This window comes from Streptomyces violascens (assembly GCF_014649955.1).
GTDB classification, from domain to species: domain Bacteria; phylum Actinomycetota; class Actinomycetes; order Streptomycetales; family Streptomycetaceae; genus Streptomyces; species Streptomyces violascens.
The window spans coordinates 303,829-319,114 of the sequence record NZ_BMUA01000003.1 but is presented as its reverse complement, the minus strand read 5'-3'; the positions used below and the strand labels follow the sequence as shown (position 1 = coordinate 319,114).

Sequence of the window (15,286 nt, the reverse complement as noted above, 5' to 3'; positions counted from 1 at the left end):
GGCCCGGGGTATTCAAGCCCCTGCACGGTGGAGGGGCGGCGAGCCTCCCCCGGGGAGCCGAGCCGGGTTCACCCCGCCAGGGTTCTGGCGATCCGGGTGGCGTCCAGGGCCAGTTCTCGCAGCATCCCGCTGATCGGATTCGTAAATCCCGTGAAGTACAGACCCGGTGAACCCGGCACCGTGCGTGCGCCCTGTGCCAAGGGGCGGCCCCGTGAGTCGAGGACGCCGAGGTGGCCGACGAGGGCCGAGAGCCCACGCCCGTACCCCGTCGCACAGATCACCACCTCCGGCGAGATCCGAGCCCCGTCCGCCAGGACGACCTTGCCGCCCTCGAAGGATTCGACCGCCGCGACCGGCGAGACCCGCCCGCCCCGCACCGCGTCGATCAGCCCCACGTCCTGCACCGGGATCGCCCCCTCCCGCACCCGCGAGTACAGCCCCCCGGCCGGCCGGGGCAGCCCGTACGCGGAGAGGTCCGGCACGGAGAGCCGTTCGGTCACCGACGCGGCCCGGTCCACCAGGCGTACCGGAAGCCGGCGCACCAGGATGCCGGTCGCCTGCGCGGGCCACCCCGCCGTGGACCGGCGCAGGATGTGCGGCGGGGTCCGCACCGCGAGCCGCACCCGCCCGGCCCCGCCGTCGGCGAGGTCGGCCGCGATCTCGGCCCCGGTGTTGCCGGCCCCGACGACGAGGACGTCCCGGCCGGTGTAGGGCGCCGGGTTGCGGTACCGGCTCGCGTGCACGAGCTCACCCGTGTACGTCTCGGCCCCGGCCCACTCGGGAACGTACGGCGTGTGGTTGTACCCCGTGGCCACCACCACGCGCGACGTCGAAAGGCGCCGCCCGCCGGTCGCGTACAGCACCCACCCCTCGTCACCGGGCCCGCGCTCGATCCGCTCGACCTCGACCCCGGTGACGATCTCCAGCTCATGGAAGTCCGCGTACTTCTCCAGGTACCGCACCACGTCGTCGCGCGACACCCACCGCCCGAACCTGCGCGGAATCCGCAGCCCGGGCAGCGCGGACAGGCGCCGTGTGGTGTGCAGGTGGAGCCGGTCGTAGTGGCGCCGCCAGGAGGCGGCCACGGAGTCGGACTTCTCCAGTACGACGGCCCGCACGCCCCGTGCGCGCAACTCGGCGGCCACGGCGAGCCCGCCGGGGCCGGCGCCGATCACATAGACGGGGCTCGTCGTGGCGTTGGTGGTATCAGCCATGAACGCTGAGCGTAACGGTGCGAACACTTGATGGGTCTCGGTCAAGACCGGAATCGGTTGCGATCTGATCACGCATGTGCACGCCCTGTGTGCATGAGCGCCGCAGGAGCCCCGCGTGCGCGCCGCTCCGCATGCGGGCGCGCGCACATGGGCCTCCCTCTCGCCCCCCACCCCTTGCGCGCACGCCCCGCATCCGCTCAACTGACGTACCGTCAGAAACCTATTCCTGCTGGGGAAGAACCAAGCCTGCTGGAGAAAGGGGCCCCGCGTGGACTCGATCTGGCTCGGCGGCGCCGAATGGCTGGCCGTCCTGCGCATCGGCCTCGGGCTGTGGTGGCTGGAGAGCTGGCGGCACAAGGACAAGAAGGGCTGGTTCGAGCGCGGCACCGGCATCGCCTGGGCGGCCGACGTCGCCGCCAAGCACAAGTGGAACGCCGTCCGCAGCGGCTTCGACGTCGTGGTCAAACCCCGTCCCAAGACCATGGCGTACGTCGTCGTCTATGCCGAACTCGCCCTGGGGCTCGGCCTGGTGATCGGTTTCCTCACCCCGGTCGCCCTCGTGGCCGGGCTCCTCCTCAACCTTCTCTACCTGGTCCTGATGATCCACGACTGGGCCGAGCAGGGCCAGAACGCGATGATGGCGCTCATCTCGCTCGTCGCCCTCGGCGCCATGTCGTGGCAGACCTGGTCCCTGGACGACGCGATAGGACTGTTCCGATGACCGCTGCCACCCCGGAAGTCGACGCCTTCACCCGCCCGTACTGGGACGCGGCCGCCGAGGGCCGGCTCCTCATCCGGCACTGCACGGCCTGCGACCGCGTGCACCACTACCCGCGTGAGTTCTGCCCGTACTGCTGGAGCGAGGACGTGACCTGGCGCCCGGCGAGCGGCCGGGCCACGCTCTACACCTGGTCCGTCGTGCACCGCAACGACCTGCCGCCGTTCGGCGACCGCGTCCCGTACGTCGCCGCCGTCGTCGACCTGGCCGAGGGTCCCCGGATGATGACCGAGGTCGTCGGGTGCCCGGAGGCGGAGCTGCGGATCGAGATGGAGCTGTGCGTGGCCTTCCGGGCCGGGGACGGCGTGAGCGTGCCGGTGTTCCGGCCCGACCCGCGCTGATTGCGTGCCCGCCCGGTCGGGCGACCGCCGAAATTCCCGGCCCGCCCGTACGGATCGGGGATTGAATGGCGGCATGGATCTTCAGCTCATACCCGCCGACCTGCGCGGCCACGGCCTGCGCCTGCGCACCTGGCGCGACGACGACGTCCAGACCCTGCTGCGCGCGGTCACCGACCCCGAGTACCTGCGGTGGAACACGCACAACCACCCCGTCGAGGACGAGGCGGCAGTGGCCGAACTGCTGAGGCTGCGGGCGCTGGGCTGGGCGCGGGGCGAGTTCGCCACGTACTGCGTGACGGACGAGGCCGACGGGACGGTGCTGGGCCAGGTGGGCCTCAACTCCATCAACTGGCCCATGCGTTGTGCCCGGGTGGGCTACTGGACGCTCCCCGAGGCGAGGGGCCGAGGCGTGGCGGGCCATGCCCTGGACCTGCTCACCCGCTGGGCCTTCGAACAACTCGGCCTGCACCGCATCGAGCTGGGCCACGCGGTGGGCCACGCCGCGTCGTGCCGGGTGGCAGAGCGGGGCGGCTACGCGGCGGAGGGAACGCTGCGGGGCGCCATGTTCGAGTCCCAACGCCGGGACGCGTTCCGCGACCTGCATCTCCACGCGAGGCTGGCGACGGATTGAGGTGTGGTGTGGCGTTCCGCCGGGGTGCAACGCTCTTTTCAGGGGCGCGGGGAACCGCGCGCCCCGTTGGTCAATGCCGGGTCGTGCGGCCTTACGGCCAGAGGAGCTCGCGGACCCAGCCGGCCCCGTCGCGGCGATACCGCAGCCGTACGTGCCGGCGCCGGGCGTCGCCCTGGAAGAACTCGACCTCGGCGGGCTCCAGTACGTACCGGGTCCAGGTGGGTACGGGAGCCAGCGGATCGGCCTCCGCCCGCCGCCAGGCCGCTCGGGAGGCGTCCTCCAACTCCCGGTAGTCATCGAGTACTTCACTCATTCTTCCGACCAGGGCCGCGGCGAGTGCTCCGGTCGAGCGGGCGTGGAGGTCGGCCTGCGAGGCGGCCTCTCCGGCCGGGGTGACGGTGCCGCGCACGCGGACCTGGCGGCCCACCGCGGGCCAGTAGAAGCCCAGGGCGGCGACGGGACGGGCGGCGAGCTGGCGCCCCTTCGCGCTGGTGGAGTGAGAGGCGAAGTGCCAGCCTGCTTCGTCGGCGTCGTGCAGCATGAGGGTGCGGATGTCGGGCCGCCCGGCCTCGTCGACCGTGGCGAGCGACATCGTGTGCGGCTCGTCCTGCCCCGCCCCGGCGGCGTGCGTCAGCCAGGCCTGGAAGAGGGGGAGGGGCGCGGCGGGCGCTGCGTCGGGGTCGAAGTGGGGAAGGGCTACGTCCCAGACGCGGAGGGTGTGGAGAAACTCGCGGAATTCCATGCGGCCCATTGTCCGGGCCGCCCGGTCACCGGACCGCCCGTGCCGCGAGCCAGTCCTCGCGCGTCAGCTCGTACTCGACCTCCCCGAGCTCGGTGCCCGGGATGGGGTCCTCGAACTCCTCGAAGTAGGTGCGTACGTAGCTGAGCCCCGCCCGCTCCATGACGCTGCGGGAGCGGGCGTTGACGTACATGGTGTTCGCGGTGATGCGGGACAGGCCCAGGTCGCCGAACCCCTTCTCGATCAGCGCCAGGGCACCCTCGACGGCATACCCCTTGCCCCAGGCGGACCGCCGCAGCCGGTAGCCGAGGTCGCCCGGGCTGTCGCCCATGGGGCGCAGGCAGTGCCAGCCGATGAACTCGCCCGTGTCGCGCAGATGCGTCGCCCAGAAGCCGCCCGTGGCGTACGGCTGCACCATCCGCTCGAAGGACCCGGCGCGGACCTCGGCGCGGGTCTGGGGGCGGCCGCCGGTGAGGTACCGCATGACCTCCGGGTCGCTGTCCAGCTCGACCACGAGGTCCAGGTCGGCCTCGGTGTCGGCGAATGCGCGCAGCGCGAGGCGGGGGGTGGTGAGGAAGTAGCCCATGGGGGCGATCCTGAGGGGCGGGGGTGGGAGGTCGCCACCCAATTCCGGGTGCGGTGGCCCGGGGTGGGGCCGGCGGGGGCCGGGGCGGACCCTCAGGGCACCCCGCCCGGCCCGCTCAGCCCCGGCCCAGCACCATCGTTCCCGACGAGCAGAACCATCCCCCCGTCCCCGACACCACCCCCACCTCCGGCAACCGCCCCCCGGGCCTGCGGACCTGCCCCGCACCCCCCTCACCCCGCAACTGCCGTACCGCCTCCACCAGCAGGAACAACCCCCGCATCCCCGGATGGCACGCCGAAAGCCCACCCCCGTCCGTGTTCACCGGCAGCTCCCCGTCCCGCAGCAGCCGCCCCTTCGACACGAACGCCCCGCCCTCCCCCTTCGCGCAGAACCCGAGGTCCTCAAGGGTCACCAGCGTCATGTACGTGAACGCGTCGTAGATCTCGGCCACGTCGACGTCCGCCGGGCGCACCCCGGCCCGTTCGAAGGCGAGGCGGCCCGAGACCGCCGCCGGGGAGACCGTGAAGTCCTCCCACTCCGACATCGTCGTGTGCGAGACCGACATGCCCGAACCGAGCACCCACACCGGCGACTTGGCCGTGTCCGGTACGTACTCCTGTGCCGCGAGCAGCACCGCGCAGCCGCCGTCGGAGCGGATGCAGCAGTGCAGCTTGGTGAAGGGGTCGGCGATCATCGGGCCGCTCAGGACGTCGTCCACCGTGATCGGGTCGCGGAACATCGCGTCGGGGTTGGTGGCCGCGTTCGCCCGCGCCTGCACCGCGACGTCCGCCAACTGCTCGACGGTGGTGCCGAATTGATGCATGTGCCGGCGCGCGGCCATCGCGTACTTGGAGATCAGCGTGTGGCCGTACGGGACCTCGAACTGGAGCGGGCCCCGGGCGCCGAAGGACAGGTTCGAGGTGCGGCGGCCCGCCTTGATGTCGGCGCGGGCGGTCGAGCCGTACACCAGGAGTACGGCATTGGCGTGCCCGGCGGCGATCGCGTCCGCGGCGTGCGCGGCCATGACCTCCCAGGTGGCGCCCCCGACGGCCGTCGAGTCCACCCAGGTGGGCCGGAGCCCGAGATACTCGGCGACCTCCACCGGCGCGAGCGTGCCGAGTCCGGCCGAGCCGAACCCGTCGATGACCTCGCGGTCCAGCCCCGAGTCGGCGAGGGCACGGCGGGCGGCCTGGGCGTGCAGGGCGTAGGGGGTGGCGTCGTCCACGCGGCCGGTGTCGGAGAGTGCGACGCCTACGACGGCTACCTTGCGGCGCGGGGTGGTTGAGGGCGACATGAATCTGACGGTACATCAGATCCTGGCCCCTTCCCGCCCGTTGCCGAAACCCGTCGAGGGTGTGGGGATGGGCTGAGCGAGACTCCTGGGGCTCCGCCCCAGACCCCGTATCGAGCCTGAAGGGCGCTCGTCCTCGAACGCCGGACAGGCTGGGAATGCACTCTGGCAGGGTCGACGCTGCCAGGGGTGCGGGGAACTGCGCGAGCAACCACGTGTGGCCCGAGGTCGAAGAGGGGTTTGAGGGGCGCGGGGAACTGCGCGAGTACCGCGTACGGCCCGAGGCCGAAGAGGGGTTTAAGGGCGAGGGAACTGCGCGATCGGCCTCAGTCGTCCCTCGGCCGGGCCTCAGCCGGCCCGCAGCTGAAAAGGGGCCCACCCTTGGGTGGCGCGACGGAGTCCGTCCGCTTCCGGCAGGGGCGATCCACCCAGCCCCACCCCTGTGCATCTCCGCCCCGCGCCCCTAACATGACGGCCCGTCAGATCAGAGGCCTTGCCTCTGAGGGAGGAGCTCGACGATGGACGCCGCCTTCACCGCGGAGCAGGACGAGATCCGCCGCACCCTGCACGAACTGCTCGCCAAGCACTGCGGCCCACAGGACGTGAAGAGCGCCGTGCGCACCCCGGTCGGTCATGACACCGCACTCTGGGGACGGCTCGCCGCCGAGCTCGGGCTGCCGGGGCTCGCGCTGCCCGAGGAGTACGGGGGAGTCGGCTGCACCACCGCCGAACTCGCCCTGGCCTGCGAGGAGACCGGACGCGCCCTGCTGCCGTCCCCCCTCCTCGCCACCGCCGTACTCGCCGCCCCGCTCATCGCGGCCCTCGGCACCGACGCGCAGAAGTCCGCCCTGCTCCCGCTCATCGCCCGCGGCGAGCGCACCGCCACCCTCGCCGTGCCCGGCACCAGCCTCGCCCTCGCGCTCGGCCTCACCGGCGCCAATGCCGACGGCGAGTGGGCCGGGGGAGGCCGGGCCGGCGGCGTACAGGCCAGGCGGATGCCGCAGGACGGCACCTGGCGGCTGTACGGGGAAGCCGACCAGGTCCTCGACGGGCACAGTGCGCAGCTTCTGCTCGTCGCCGCGCACACCGGCGGCTTCGCCCGCAGCCGCACCCTGCTTTTCCTCGTGCACGGTGACGCGGACGGGCTTCGGCGCACTCGGCAGACCACCCTCGACGAGACCCGGTCGCAGGCTCGCATCCAACTGCGCGACACCGCAGGCGAGTTGATGGGCAGTGACGACTCCCTCGACATCCACGCCGCTCTCGCGGCCACCGGGCTCACCGCCGCCGCCTGTCTCTCCGCGGAGGCCGTCGGGGCCGCCGCCGAGGCGCTGGAGCGGACCGTGGCGTACGTCAAGGAGAGGGAGCAGTTCGGGCGGGCCATCGGGTCCTTCCAGGCGGTCAAGCACCGGCTCGCCGACCTGTACGTCCAGGTGCAGGCGGCCAGATCGGCGGCGTACTACGCGGCCTGGGACCCCGGCGCGGGCGCCCTCGCGCTCGCCCAGGGGCTCGACGCGCTGCGCTCCGCCGCCTCCGAGGCCGTCCAGCTGCACGGCGGCATCGGCTTCACGTGGGAGCACGAGGCGCACCTGTATTTCAAGCGGGCCGCCGCCGACGAACTCCTCTTCGGGCCCGTGCACCGACTGCGCGGCCACGCCGCCGACCGGGCCGGACTGTTCGGCGCCGCCCCGGCCGGGGCGACGGCATGAGCCCCGCCCCCGCCCGAACCGCACCCGGGGTGCGGCTCATGCAGAAGGTGTCCTCCACCCGCACGTTCGCCAGGGTCGCCCCGCACGTCATCCCCGCGATGGACCGCGCCGTACACCGCCTGACCCGCGGCAGGGTGATCCTCAGCGCGCAGATGCTGCCCGGTGTCATCCTGACCGCGCGCGGCGCCAAGTCCGGGCTCCCGCGCACCACTCCGCTCGCCTGCATGCCCGAGGAGGGCAGCGGTACGTGGATCCTCATCGGGTCCAACTTCGGGCGGGACGGACACCCCGCCTGGACCGGAAACCTGCTCGCCCACCCGGACGCGGAGATCAGCTGGAAGGGCCGGGACATCGCGGTGCGGGCCCGGCTGCTTCAGGGGGAGGAGCGGGCCGAGGCCTGGCGGGCCGCCCTCGACTTCTGGCCTCCGTACGCCACTTACCAGTCCCGCATCGAGCGGGAGATCCGGCTCTTTCGTCTGGAGCGAAGGCCCTAGCCGGGGCTCGCGGAGGGGCGGCATACGGGAACGCCGACGGCGGTTGCCCCGCGAAGGGGTGAACCGCCGTCGGCGCGACAGGACTTGGGGTATCCGCCGAGGTGCCTACGGCTACTTCGTCGGCTTCTTGCCCGTAATGCCCAGGTGGACCAACAGGGCCAGATTGGGCTTGAGTTCGGCCTGCTTGACGCCCCAGGTCTGGAAGCCCTTCTGGTGCGAGGCGACCGACGCCAGCATCGCGACGAGCGAGCCCGCCATTGCCGCCGGGCTCACGTCCTTGTCGACCTTGCCCTTGGACTGGAGCTCGGCGACCGCGTCCGTAAGGGAGTTGGTGACCGAGTTCAGGATCTTCATGCGGATCTTGTAGAAGCGTTTGTCGCCCTCGGCGGCGCCCAGGTCGACGACCCGCAGGATCGCGTCGTTCTTGCGCCAGAAGTCGAGGAAGCCCTCGACGAGCTCCTCCGCGGTCTGCCAGCCGGCCCGCCCGACCCAGGAGCGGCCCTCGACCAGAGTGGTCAACCCGGCGCCCTCCTTGGCCATTTCCTCCGCGATCTCCAGGACGGCGCCCTCGACGTCGGGGAAGTACTGGTAGAAGGTCGCGGGTGAAGTACCCGCCTTCCGGGCCACATCGATGACTTTTACGTCCCGGTACGGCGAGGAGCTGAGCATCTCACTGAGGCAGTCGAGCAGCTTCTGCCGTGTCGCCTGGCCGCGTCGGCCGGCCACGCGGCCGTCGACGGTGCGTACTTGTCCTGTCATGCCGTCAGCTTACCGAGGGGTGATCGGAGCGCGATTCGGCCGAGTGCAAATGGGGGCCCGGAGGCGGTACATCCCGACGGGCGCGGGGAACCGGCCGCCCCGGTGACCGTCCACGGGGGTGGTCACCGGGGTGTGGGCCGACGTCGCCGCCGATCGCCGTTCGCCTCACCGGTGGTCGACTTTCGGCCGTCCGCCCTCTCGACGCCTCCGGCCCGTCCGGCCACTCGAATGGTGTTATCAACACCCTGTGGACAACTTTGGTGGACAAGCCGTGCGGCACTTGGCCCGCCGCCCCGCCGTGCAGGGAAATCTGGCCATATGTTCGAATTGTGCGACCGCATCGGACGTGATGGGTCGTTAGTTTGACCCCGATACGGCCCCACGACGGGGGCACCTCAGGAAGGAATCAGGCGCATGGGCGGATATCCGGAAGGCGCGCCGTGCTGGGCCGACGCCTCGCTGTCCGATCTGGCGGCCGGCAAGAGGTTCTACGGGGAGCTCCTCGGGTGGACCTTCGACGAGGACGCCGAGGGGACGGCCGACGCCAAGCAGGGCGGCTACACCAGCGCCTTCAAGGACGGAAAGCGCGTCGCGGCCCTCCAGCCCAAGCGGGACGGCCGCATGCCGACCTCCTGGACCGTCTACCTGGCCACCCCCGACGTCCACGCGCTCGCCGCCCGCATCCGCGAAGCCGGCGGCCAAATGATCACCGAGCCGCTTCCGGTCCCGCCGCACGGCACGATGGCCCTCGCCGCCGACCCGGGCGGCGCCGTTTTCGGCCTGTGGCAGGGCGACCGGCACACCGGCTTCGAGCTGACCCGCAAGCCCGGCTCGTTCTGCTGGACCGAGGTGTACACCCGCGACAAGGACCAGGCCGACGCGTTCTACGAGTCCGTCTTCGGCTACGAGGGCGGCGATCCGGGCAGCCCCGACGAGATCGGCGCCGACTTCCGCACCTGGTCGCTGCCCGGCGCCGAGCCGGGACCCGACAACGCGATCGGCGGCCGCAGCCTGATGTCCGACGCCTTCCCCGCCGCCCTGCCCGACCACTTCCTCGTCTACTTCAGCGTCGAGGACTGCGACGCTGTCGCCGCCGCCTGCACCCGTCTGGGCGGCCGGGTCACCGCCGAGCCCTTCGACATTCCGTACGGGCGGATGGCGGTCCTCAACGACAACCAGGGCGCCGCTTTCGCCGTTCTGCAGGGTTCGGGCACGTAAGAGCCCGGGTCCCGCGGCACGCGCGGCACGTCCGGGGTGTCCCGGATCGGGGGGAGACATCCCGGTCTCGACCCGGGTTGGCCACCGGCCACCTCCGGCAGGGAGAATCGGGGTGCCGCGTGAGACGCTGCACGGGGCCGAATTCATGCACGGCCCGTACGGGGAGGTGGCAGGCAAGTGGAGCAGCTGACGCAGCACGACCCGAGGCGGATCGGCCCCTTCGAGGTGCTGGGACGGCTCGGTGCCGGCGGCATGGGGCTGGTCTATCTGGCGCGCTCGGCCTCCGGCCGCCGCGTGGCCATCAAAACGGTGCGCACCGAGCTCGCCGAGGACCAGCTCTTCCGGGTCCGCTTCACCCGTGAGGTGGAGGCGGCCCGCGCGGTCAGCGGCTTCTACACCGCCGCCGTCGTCGACGCCGACCCGCGTGCCCCCGTGCCGTGGCTGGCCACCGCCTACGTACCGGCGCCCTCCCTCGAAGAAATAGTGAATGAGTGCGGGCCGCTCCCGGCCCAGGCGGTGCGCTGGCTCGCGGCCGGCATCGCGGAGGCCCTGCAGTCGATCCACGGCGCGGGCCTGGTCCACCGCGACCTGAAGCCGTCGAACGTCCTGGTCGTCGAGGACGGTCCCCGTGTGATCGACTTCGGCATCGCGTCCGGGGTCTCCAACACCCGCCTGACCATGACGAACGTGGCCGTGGGCACGCCCGCCTACATGTCGCCGGAGCAGGCCAAGGACTCCCGCAGCGTCACCGGAGCCTCGGACGTCTTCTCGCTCGGCTCGACCCTCGTCTTCGCGGCGACCGGGCACGCGCCCTTCCACGGCGCGAACCCCGTCGAGACCGTGTTCATGCTGCTGCGCGAGGGCCCGGACATCACCGGCCTGCCGGACGAGCTGCGCCCGCTCATCGAGTCCTGCATGCAGATGGAGCACCCGAACCGCCCCTCGCCCGAGGACCTCCAGGCCCAGCTCGCGCCCCACCTCTTCGCCTCGGGCTCGGACGACAGCGGCACGGCGTCGGCCTGGCTGCCGCCCCGCTCCGTCGCCATGATCGAGCAGCGCAGGGGCGGCGGCCGCATGCAGGTCGTCAAGCCCGCCGACCCCTCGCCGAGCTCCGCCGTGCCCTCCGGCAGGCCGGCCCCGCCCCGTCCGGTGGAGCCGCCGTACCCGGGCGGGCAAGGCGGCTCGGCCGTCACCTACCCGCCCGTCCACGCCGACGATCCGGTCCACCTGCCCGGCGCCAAGGTGGCGATCGGCCCCGGACCGCGGGCCGCCGACGCATCCCGCGTCGCCGTCGACGCGGGGCCCGCCACCGGCTGGGTGCGCAGGCCCGGTGCCAATGGCGCGCAGGCCGGCCCGGTGCCGCCGCCCGCTCATCCTCCCGAGGCCCCCGGACGCTGGCGCCCCTGGCGTTTTCGCATGTCGAACGATGTGTGGGGCACCCCGGCCGTCGCGGGCGACCTGCTGTACGTGACCTCTTTCGAGGTACACGCCCTGGACGTGGGCAGCGGCCGCCGCCAGTTCAAGACGCGCGACGTCGCCTGGGCCATGGCCGTCGAGGCCGGCCGCATCCACGCCTCCGACGGGCCCACCCTGTACGCCCTGGACGCGGCCGACGGCGGCGAGCTGTGGCGCCTTCAGGCGGACGCCTGGGTGTATTCCCTGAAGGCCGACCGCGGCACCGTCGTCACCGGCACCCGCGGCGGCGGCGTACAGGCCTGGGAGGCCGCGAACGGCGAGAAGCTGTGGGAGACCTCCGGCGCCCAGACCGACTTCGAGACCCCCGAGGCCGGGCCCGCCATCCACGACGGCACGGTGTACGTCTGGCAGGACGCCCGGCTGCGCGCCCTGGACGCCCGCACCGGCGTCGAGCGCTGGTCCTACCCGGTCGGCGACGCGGCCTCCTGCGGCGGCGTCCCGGTCCGGGTCGCACCCGCGCAGGACGGCTACGTCTACGTCTCGGCGGGCACCCGCGTCCTGGCGATCGACATCGTCTCCGGGCACGTCCGCTGGCACTTCGAGGCCCCCGCGGTCTTCCTGTGCCCGCCGACGTTCGCACCGGGTCCCGCGGTGGCCGGGGGCGGCGTGTACCTCGCCGACTACCTCGGCACCGTGTACGCCCTGGACGCCTCGACCGGCAAGGACCGCTGGCGCATCGCCACCGAGTCCCGCCAGTCCGTCGAGCCGGTCCTGGTCGCCGACGGCAACATCCACGTGGGCAGCGGCAACGCGCTGTACACCCTGGACGCGGTCACCTCGACCCCCAAGTGGCGCTTCGCGGCGGGCGGCGAGGTCGTGGGCACCCCCGTGGTGGCCGAAGGCCGCATCCACTTCGGCTCGGCCGACCACTGCCTGTACACGCTGGACGCGGCGGGGGGCCAGCTCCGGTGGAAGCTTGCCACCGGGGGTGAGATCACCGGGTCCCCTGTCGTGCGCAGCGGGGTGGTTTACGCGTGCAGCAAGGACAGGTGTGTGTACGCACTCGATGCGGTCAAGGGAACCGCCACCTCTGGATCCCGCTAGGCGCGGGGGGCCTTTGCCCTCTCGCTGCGGGTCCGTCGTGGCTGGTCGCTCCCCCAAGGTCTCGGCTTCGCTCGAACCGAGGGGGACCCCCATCGCGGCGGAGCCGCACGATGACACCGCCCCGCACCCCTTGGGGGTGCCTGATGTCGTATCCGAAAGGGCTTTTCCCGTATGCCAGTTGAGGCGCTTTCTTCTTCCGCTGTCGTTGCGCGACTGCGCGCCGCTGGGTGCGTATTCGCCGAGGACGAGGCGGAGTTGATACTCGCCACCGCTGAAGGTCCGGCCGAAATCGCCGCGATGGTGGAGCGCAGGGTCTCCGGGTTGCCGCTTGAGCATGTGGTGGGGTGGGCCGAGTTCTGTGGGCTCAAGGTGGCTGTCGACACCGGGGTTTTCGTGCCGCGCAGACGTACGGAATTCCTGGTGCGGCAGGCGCTCGCGGCCGCTGACACGGCCCGCCCGCTCGTGATCGTGGACCTGTGCTGCGGTTCGGGGGCGCTCGGGGCCGCGCTGGCTTCGGCGCTGCCGGGGGCGGAGCTGCACGCTGCCGACATCGAGCCCGCCGCCGTGGCCTGCGCCCGGCGCAACGTGGCCGCGCTGGGGGGCCGGGTCTACGAGGGCGATCTCTTCGCGCCGCTGCCGTCCGGGCTGCGTGGCCGCGTCGACATCCTGACGGCGAATGTTCCGTACGTCCCCACGGACGAGGTCGGCCTGCTGCCGCCGGAGGCCCGCGACCACGAGCCGCTGGTGGCCCTGGACGGAGGTTCGGACGGGCTCGACATCATGCGCCGCGTGGCTCTCGCCGCGCCGGACTGGCTGGCCCCGGGCGGCACCCTGCTCGTGGAGACCAGCGAGCGGCAGGCGGCGGCTGCGTTGGCCGCGATGTCGGCGGGGGGCCTGCGGGCCGGGCTCGTCACTTCGGAGGAGCTGTACGCGAACGTGGTGACCGGGGTACGTCAGGCGCGGGGCGGGCTGTCCGGGGGCTCGTAGGGGGGCTGCTCGTCCGGGGGCAGCGCGTGCCGGGGTTCGTACGGAGCCTCATGGGGCGCCTCGTACGGGCGCTCGTACGGGCTGTCCGGCGGCGTGGGTACGTCGGAGCGGGGGCGGGGCTCCGGCTCCGGCTCGGCCGCGCGTCGCCCCGACATCAGTCCCGCTGCGAGCAGCAGCGCCAGCCCTCCGCCCAGGGCCATCGCGACGCCCTGCCCGAGCCCGTTGCCGGACGAGTCGACGCTCAGGCTTCCCGTGACCTGCCCCTGCCGCACCATCCACAGGATGGCGAACCCGAGCGTGATCAGCCCGGCGACGGCGACCAGGATGCGCGAGCGCAGCACGAGCCCCACCAGGGTGACGAGTGCCGCGAAGGCGAAGGGGAGCAGGATCGAGCCGGCCACCTGCGCCTTGGTGGCGGAGATGCCCGAGAAGAGGTCGTCGATGCGGTAGGTGCTGCCGTGACGGCCGTCGTACCAGGCACGGAAGGGGCTCCAGACGGCGGCCGTCGCTCCGGCGAGAGCGAGGATCGAGCCGAGGATGTTGCGGACCATCGGCGGCCCTCCTTAGCGGCGGCTCTCGCTGCCGACGCTACGCCGGGCACGACGGTGCCGCTACCTGGCGGCTCCGGGTGCCGCCCTCCGTTTCGGCCGCGGGTGGCGGGCGCTGGTTTGCGCAGTTCCCCGCGCCCCTTATGGTTCAGCACCCTTTCCGGGCGCGGGGAACTGCGCGACCAGCACCCACCGGCCCGCAGGGAACGCTCTCCCACACCCCACACCCCACACCCCACACCCCACACCCGCACCCCGCGGAACGCGTCACCGTACCCGGAACTCCCCCGACCGCCGGGCGGAAAACAGCTCCGCCTGTCGCGCGGCCGGCAAGTTGCCCAGTGCCACAAACCCCGGGGCCCGGGCATGGGCCGCGGCCAGGGTCGTCTCCTTCGCGGCCCAGAGCGACCGCACCGTTCCCTGCACCGCCTCCGTAGGGAACGAGGCGATCGCCTCGGCGCACCGGGTCGCTGCCACCAACTCCCCACCCGGCGGGGCCACTTCGCTCACGAAGCCGATCTCGTACGCCCGCCGCGCCGACATCCGCTCGGCCGTCCCCATGAGCGCGAGCCGGGCCGCCTCGCCGTGCGGCATGCGCAGCGCGAGGTACATCGACTCGTACGCGCTGACCATCCCGTACGTCGTATGAGGGTCGAAGAACGTCGCATCCTCGGCGGCGATCACGAACTCCGCCTCGCCGAGCAGATAGAACGCCCCGCCGCAGGCCATCCCGCGCACGGCGGCGATCACCGGCTTCCACAGGTCGTTCGCCTTCGGGCCGATCGCGATCAGCGGATCGTCGGTCGAGTACGGGGACGAGGGCTGCGGCACCTCGGCCGAGCGGTCGATGCCGGTGCAGAAGGCCCGCTCCCCGGCGCCCGTCAGGACGACCGCCCGCACCGTGTCGTCGAACCTCAACTCACGCCAGAGTGAGGACAGTTGATCGGCCGTATCCAAATCCACCGCGTTCAGGCGCTCCGGCCGGTTCAGGGTGACGATCGCGACGCCCGTCTCCTTGTCGCGGTCCACCAGGACGCTCATGCGCGCTCCAGGAGCCAGCGTGGCACGGTCATCCCGTCGACCTCGGTGAACGCGACCTGTACGCGGGCGCCGATCCTCAGCCGGGACGGGTCGACCGAGTCGAGCGCGGCGTCCGGCTCGGCGACGACGTTGCCGACCAGCCGGATCAGCGGGTCCTCGGCGAGCTCGACGATCACCGCGTTGTACGGGGCCTGCGCCGCGTAGTCGGGGAGGAGCGGGGGGTGCGGGAAGACGTACGACCAGATGCGGCCGCGGCCCGAGACCCGGCGCCACTCGTCGGCGAAGGACTGGCAGTGCGGGCAGCACGGCCGGGGCGGGAAGCGGAGCCGGCCGCAGTCGGGGGCGGCGCAGGCCTGGACGCGGAGTTCGCCCCGGGCCGCGTACTCCCAGAAGGGGGCGCCGTCCGGATCGACAACAGGGGTCAGCATCT

Annotated in this window: 16 protein-coding genes; 8 read left to right on the top strand and 8 right to left on the bottom strand. The window is 72.5% G+C overall.

Going from position 1 to position 15,286, the window contains the following annotated elements; translation table 11 throughout:
* Window positions 1–68: 68 nt before the first annotated feature.
* On the bottom strand, window positions 69–1,214 hold the full coding sequence (locus tag IE206_RS09795; protein ID WP_189961661.1) for a flavin-containing monooxygenase: 1,146 nt from the start codon (window positions 1,212–1,214) through the stop codon (window positions 69–71).
* Window positions 1,215–1,482: 268 nt separating this feature from the next.
* Between IE206_RS09795 and IE206_RS09790 the strand changes: the two genes are divergently transcribed.
* The 3 genes from IE206_RS09790 to IE206_RS09780 all read left to right on the top strand — a co-directional run bounded on the left by IE206_RS09790 (window position 1,483) and on the right by IE206_RS09780 (window position 2,964).
* On the top strand, window positions 1,483–1,935 hold the full coding sequence (locus IE206_RS09790) for a DoxX family membrane protein (RefSeq protein WP_189961660.1): 453 nt from the start codon (window positions 1,483–1,485) through the stop codon (window positions 1,933–1,935).
* Window positions 1,932–2,333 (top strand): Zn-ribbon domain-containing OB-fold protein, encoded by a 402-nt coding sequence (locus tag IE206_RS09785; protein ID WP_189961659.1) that lies wholly within the window; start codon window positions 1,932–1,934, stop codon window positions 2,331–2,333. Before IE206_RS09790 ends, IE206_RS09785 begins: the two co-directional genes overlap by 4 nt.
* A 73-nt stretch (window positions 2,334–2,406) precedes the next feature.
* On the top strand, window positions 2,407–2,964 hold the full coding sequence (locus tag IE206_RS09780) for a GNAT family N-acetyltransferase (RefSeq protein ID WP_189961658.1): 558 nt from the start codon (window positions 2,407–2,409) through the stop codon (window positions 2,962–2,964).
* Window positions 2,965–3,055: 91 nt separating this feature from the next.
* Here the strand turns inward: IE206_RS09780 and IE206_RS09775 are convergent, their stop codons facing one another.
* From IE206_RS09775 to IE206_RS09765, 3 genes are all read right to left on the bottom strand, one after another.
* On the bottom strand, window positions 3,056–3,706 hold the full coding sequence (locus tag IE206_RS09775) for a pyridoxine/pyridoxamine 5'-phosphate oxidase (RefSeq protein WP_373300896.1): 651 nt from the start codon (window positions 3,704–3,706) through the stop codon (window positions 3,056–3,058).
* A gap of 25 nt (window positions 3,707–3,731) precedes the next feature.
* The gene (locus tag IE206_RS09770; protein WP_189961656.1) at window positions 3,732–4,289 is read right to left on the bottom strand and encodes a GNAT family N-acetyltransferase; all 558 of its coding nucleotides are present in this window, start codon (window positions 4,287–4,289) and stop codon (window positions 3,732–3,734) included.
* A 115-nt stretch (window positions 4,290–4,404) separates the two neighbouring features.
* Window positions 4,405–5,583 carry a thiolase C-terminal domain-containing protein gene (locus IE206_RS09765; protein WP_189961655.1) on the bottom strand — a complete coding sequence of 393 codons (1,179 nt, stop codon included), beginning with the start codon at window positions 5,581–5,583 and terminating at the stop codon, window positions 4,405–4,407.
* A 515-nt stretch (window positions 5,584–6,098) separates the two neighbouring features.
* On the opposite strand from IE206_RS09765, the gene IE206_RS09760 reads away from it, so the two are divergent.
* Both IE206_RS09760 and IE206_RS09755 read left to right on the top strand, forming a co-directional pair.
* Window positions 6,099–7,289: an acyl-CoA dehydrogenase family protein gene (locus IE206_RS09760; RefSeq protein ID WP_189961654.1), complete on the top strand. Its 1,191-nt coding sequence runs from the start codon at window positions 6,099–6,101 to the stop codon at window positions 7,287–7,289.
* Window positions 7,286–7,783: a nitroreductase family deazaflavin-dependent oxidoreductase gene (locus IE206_RS09755; RefSeq protein ID WP_189961653.1), complete on the top strand. Its 498-nt coding sequence runs from the start codon at window positions 7,286–7,288 to the stop codon at window positions 7,781–7,783. The genes IE206_RS09760 and IE206_RS09755 overlap by 4 nt, the downstream gene beginning before the upstream one ends.
* A 111-nt stretch (window positions 7,784–7,894) precedes the next feature.
* Here the strand turns inward: IE206_RS09755 and IE206_RS09750 are convergent, their stop codons facing one another.
* Window positions 7,895–8,542 (bottom strand): TetR family transcriptional regulator, encoded by a 648-nt coding sequence (locus IE206_RS09750; protein WP_189961652.1) that lies wholly within the window; start codon window positions 8,540–8,542, stop codon window positions 7,895–7,897.
* A gap of 414 nt (window positions 8,543–8,956) precedes the next feature.
* Here IE206_RS09750 and kbpA point away from each other — a divergent pair, with 414 nt between their 5' ends.
* The 3 genes from kbpA to IE206_RS09735 all read left to right on the top strand — a co-directional run bounded on the left by kbpA (window position 8,957) and on the right by IE206_RS09735 (window position 13,267).
* Window positions 8,957–9,760, top strand: coding sequence for an AfsK-binding protein KbpA (kbpA, locus tag IE206_RS09745; protein ID WP_189961651.1), 804 nt, complete (start codon window positions 8,957–8,959; stop codon window positions 9,758–9,760).
* Window positions 9,761–9,937: 177 nt separating this feature from the next.
* Window positions 9,938–12,280, top strand: a complete 2,343-nt coding sequence (gene afsK / locus IE206_RS09740) for a protein serine/threonine kinase AfsK (RefSeq protein WP_189961650.1) — start codon at window positions 9,938–9,940, stop codon at window positions 12,278–12,280.
* 171 nt (window positions 12,281–12,451) lie between these two features.
* Window positions 12,452–13,267 carry a putative protein N(5)-glutamine methyltransferase gene (locus IE206_RS09735; protein WP_189961649.1) on the top strand — a complete coding sequence of 272 codons (816 nt, stop codon included), beginning with the start codon at window positions 12,452–12,454 and terminating at the stop codon, window positions 13,265–13,267.
* Here the strand turns inward: IE206_RS09735 and IE206_RS09730 are convergent.
* The 3 genes from IE206_RS09730 to IE206_RS09720 all read right to left on the bottom strand — a co-directional run bounded on the left by IE206_RS09730 (window position 13,234) and on the right by IE206_RS09720 (window position 15,284).
* Complete coding sequence (locus IE206_RS09730; protein WP_189961648.1) at window positions 13,234–13,818, bottom strand: hypothetical protein; 585 nt, start codon at window positions 13,816–13,818, stop codon at window positions 13,234–13,236. The genes IE206_RS09735 and IE206_RS09730 overlap by 34 nt on opposite strands.
* Before the next feature lie 264 nt (window positions 13,819–14,082).
* Window positions 14,083–14,856 carry an enoyl-CoA hydratase/isomerase family protein gene (locus IE206_RS09725; protein WP_189961647.1) on the bottom strand — a complete coding sequence of 258 codons (774 nt, stop codon included), beginning with the start codon at window positions 14,854–14,856 and terminating at the stop codon, window positions 14,083–14,085.
* Window positions 14,853–15,284 carry a Zn-ribbon domain-containing OB-fold protein gene (locus tag IE206_RS09720; protein WP_189961646.1) on the bottom strand — a complete coding sequence of 144 codons (432 nt, stop codon included), beginning with the start codon at window positions 15,282–15,284 and terminating at the stop codon, window positions 14,853–14,855. The genes IE206_RS09725 and IE206_RS09720 overlap by 4 nt, the downstream gene beginning before the upstream one ends.
* Window positions 15,285–15,286 lie beyond the last annotated feature (2 nt).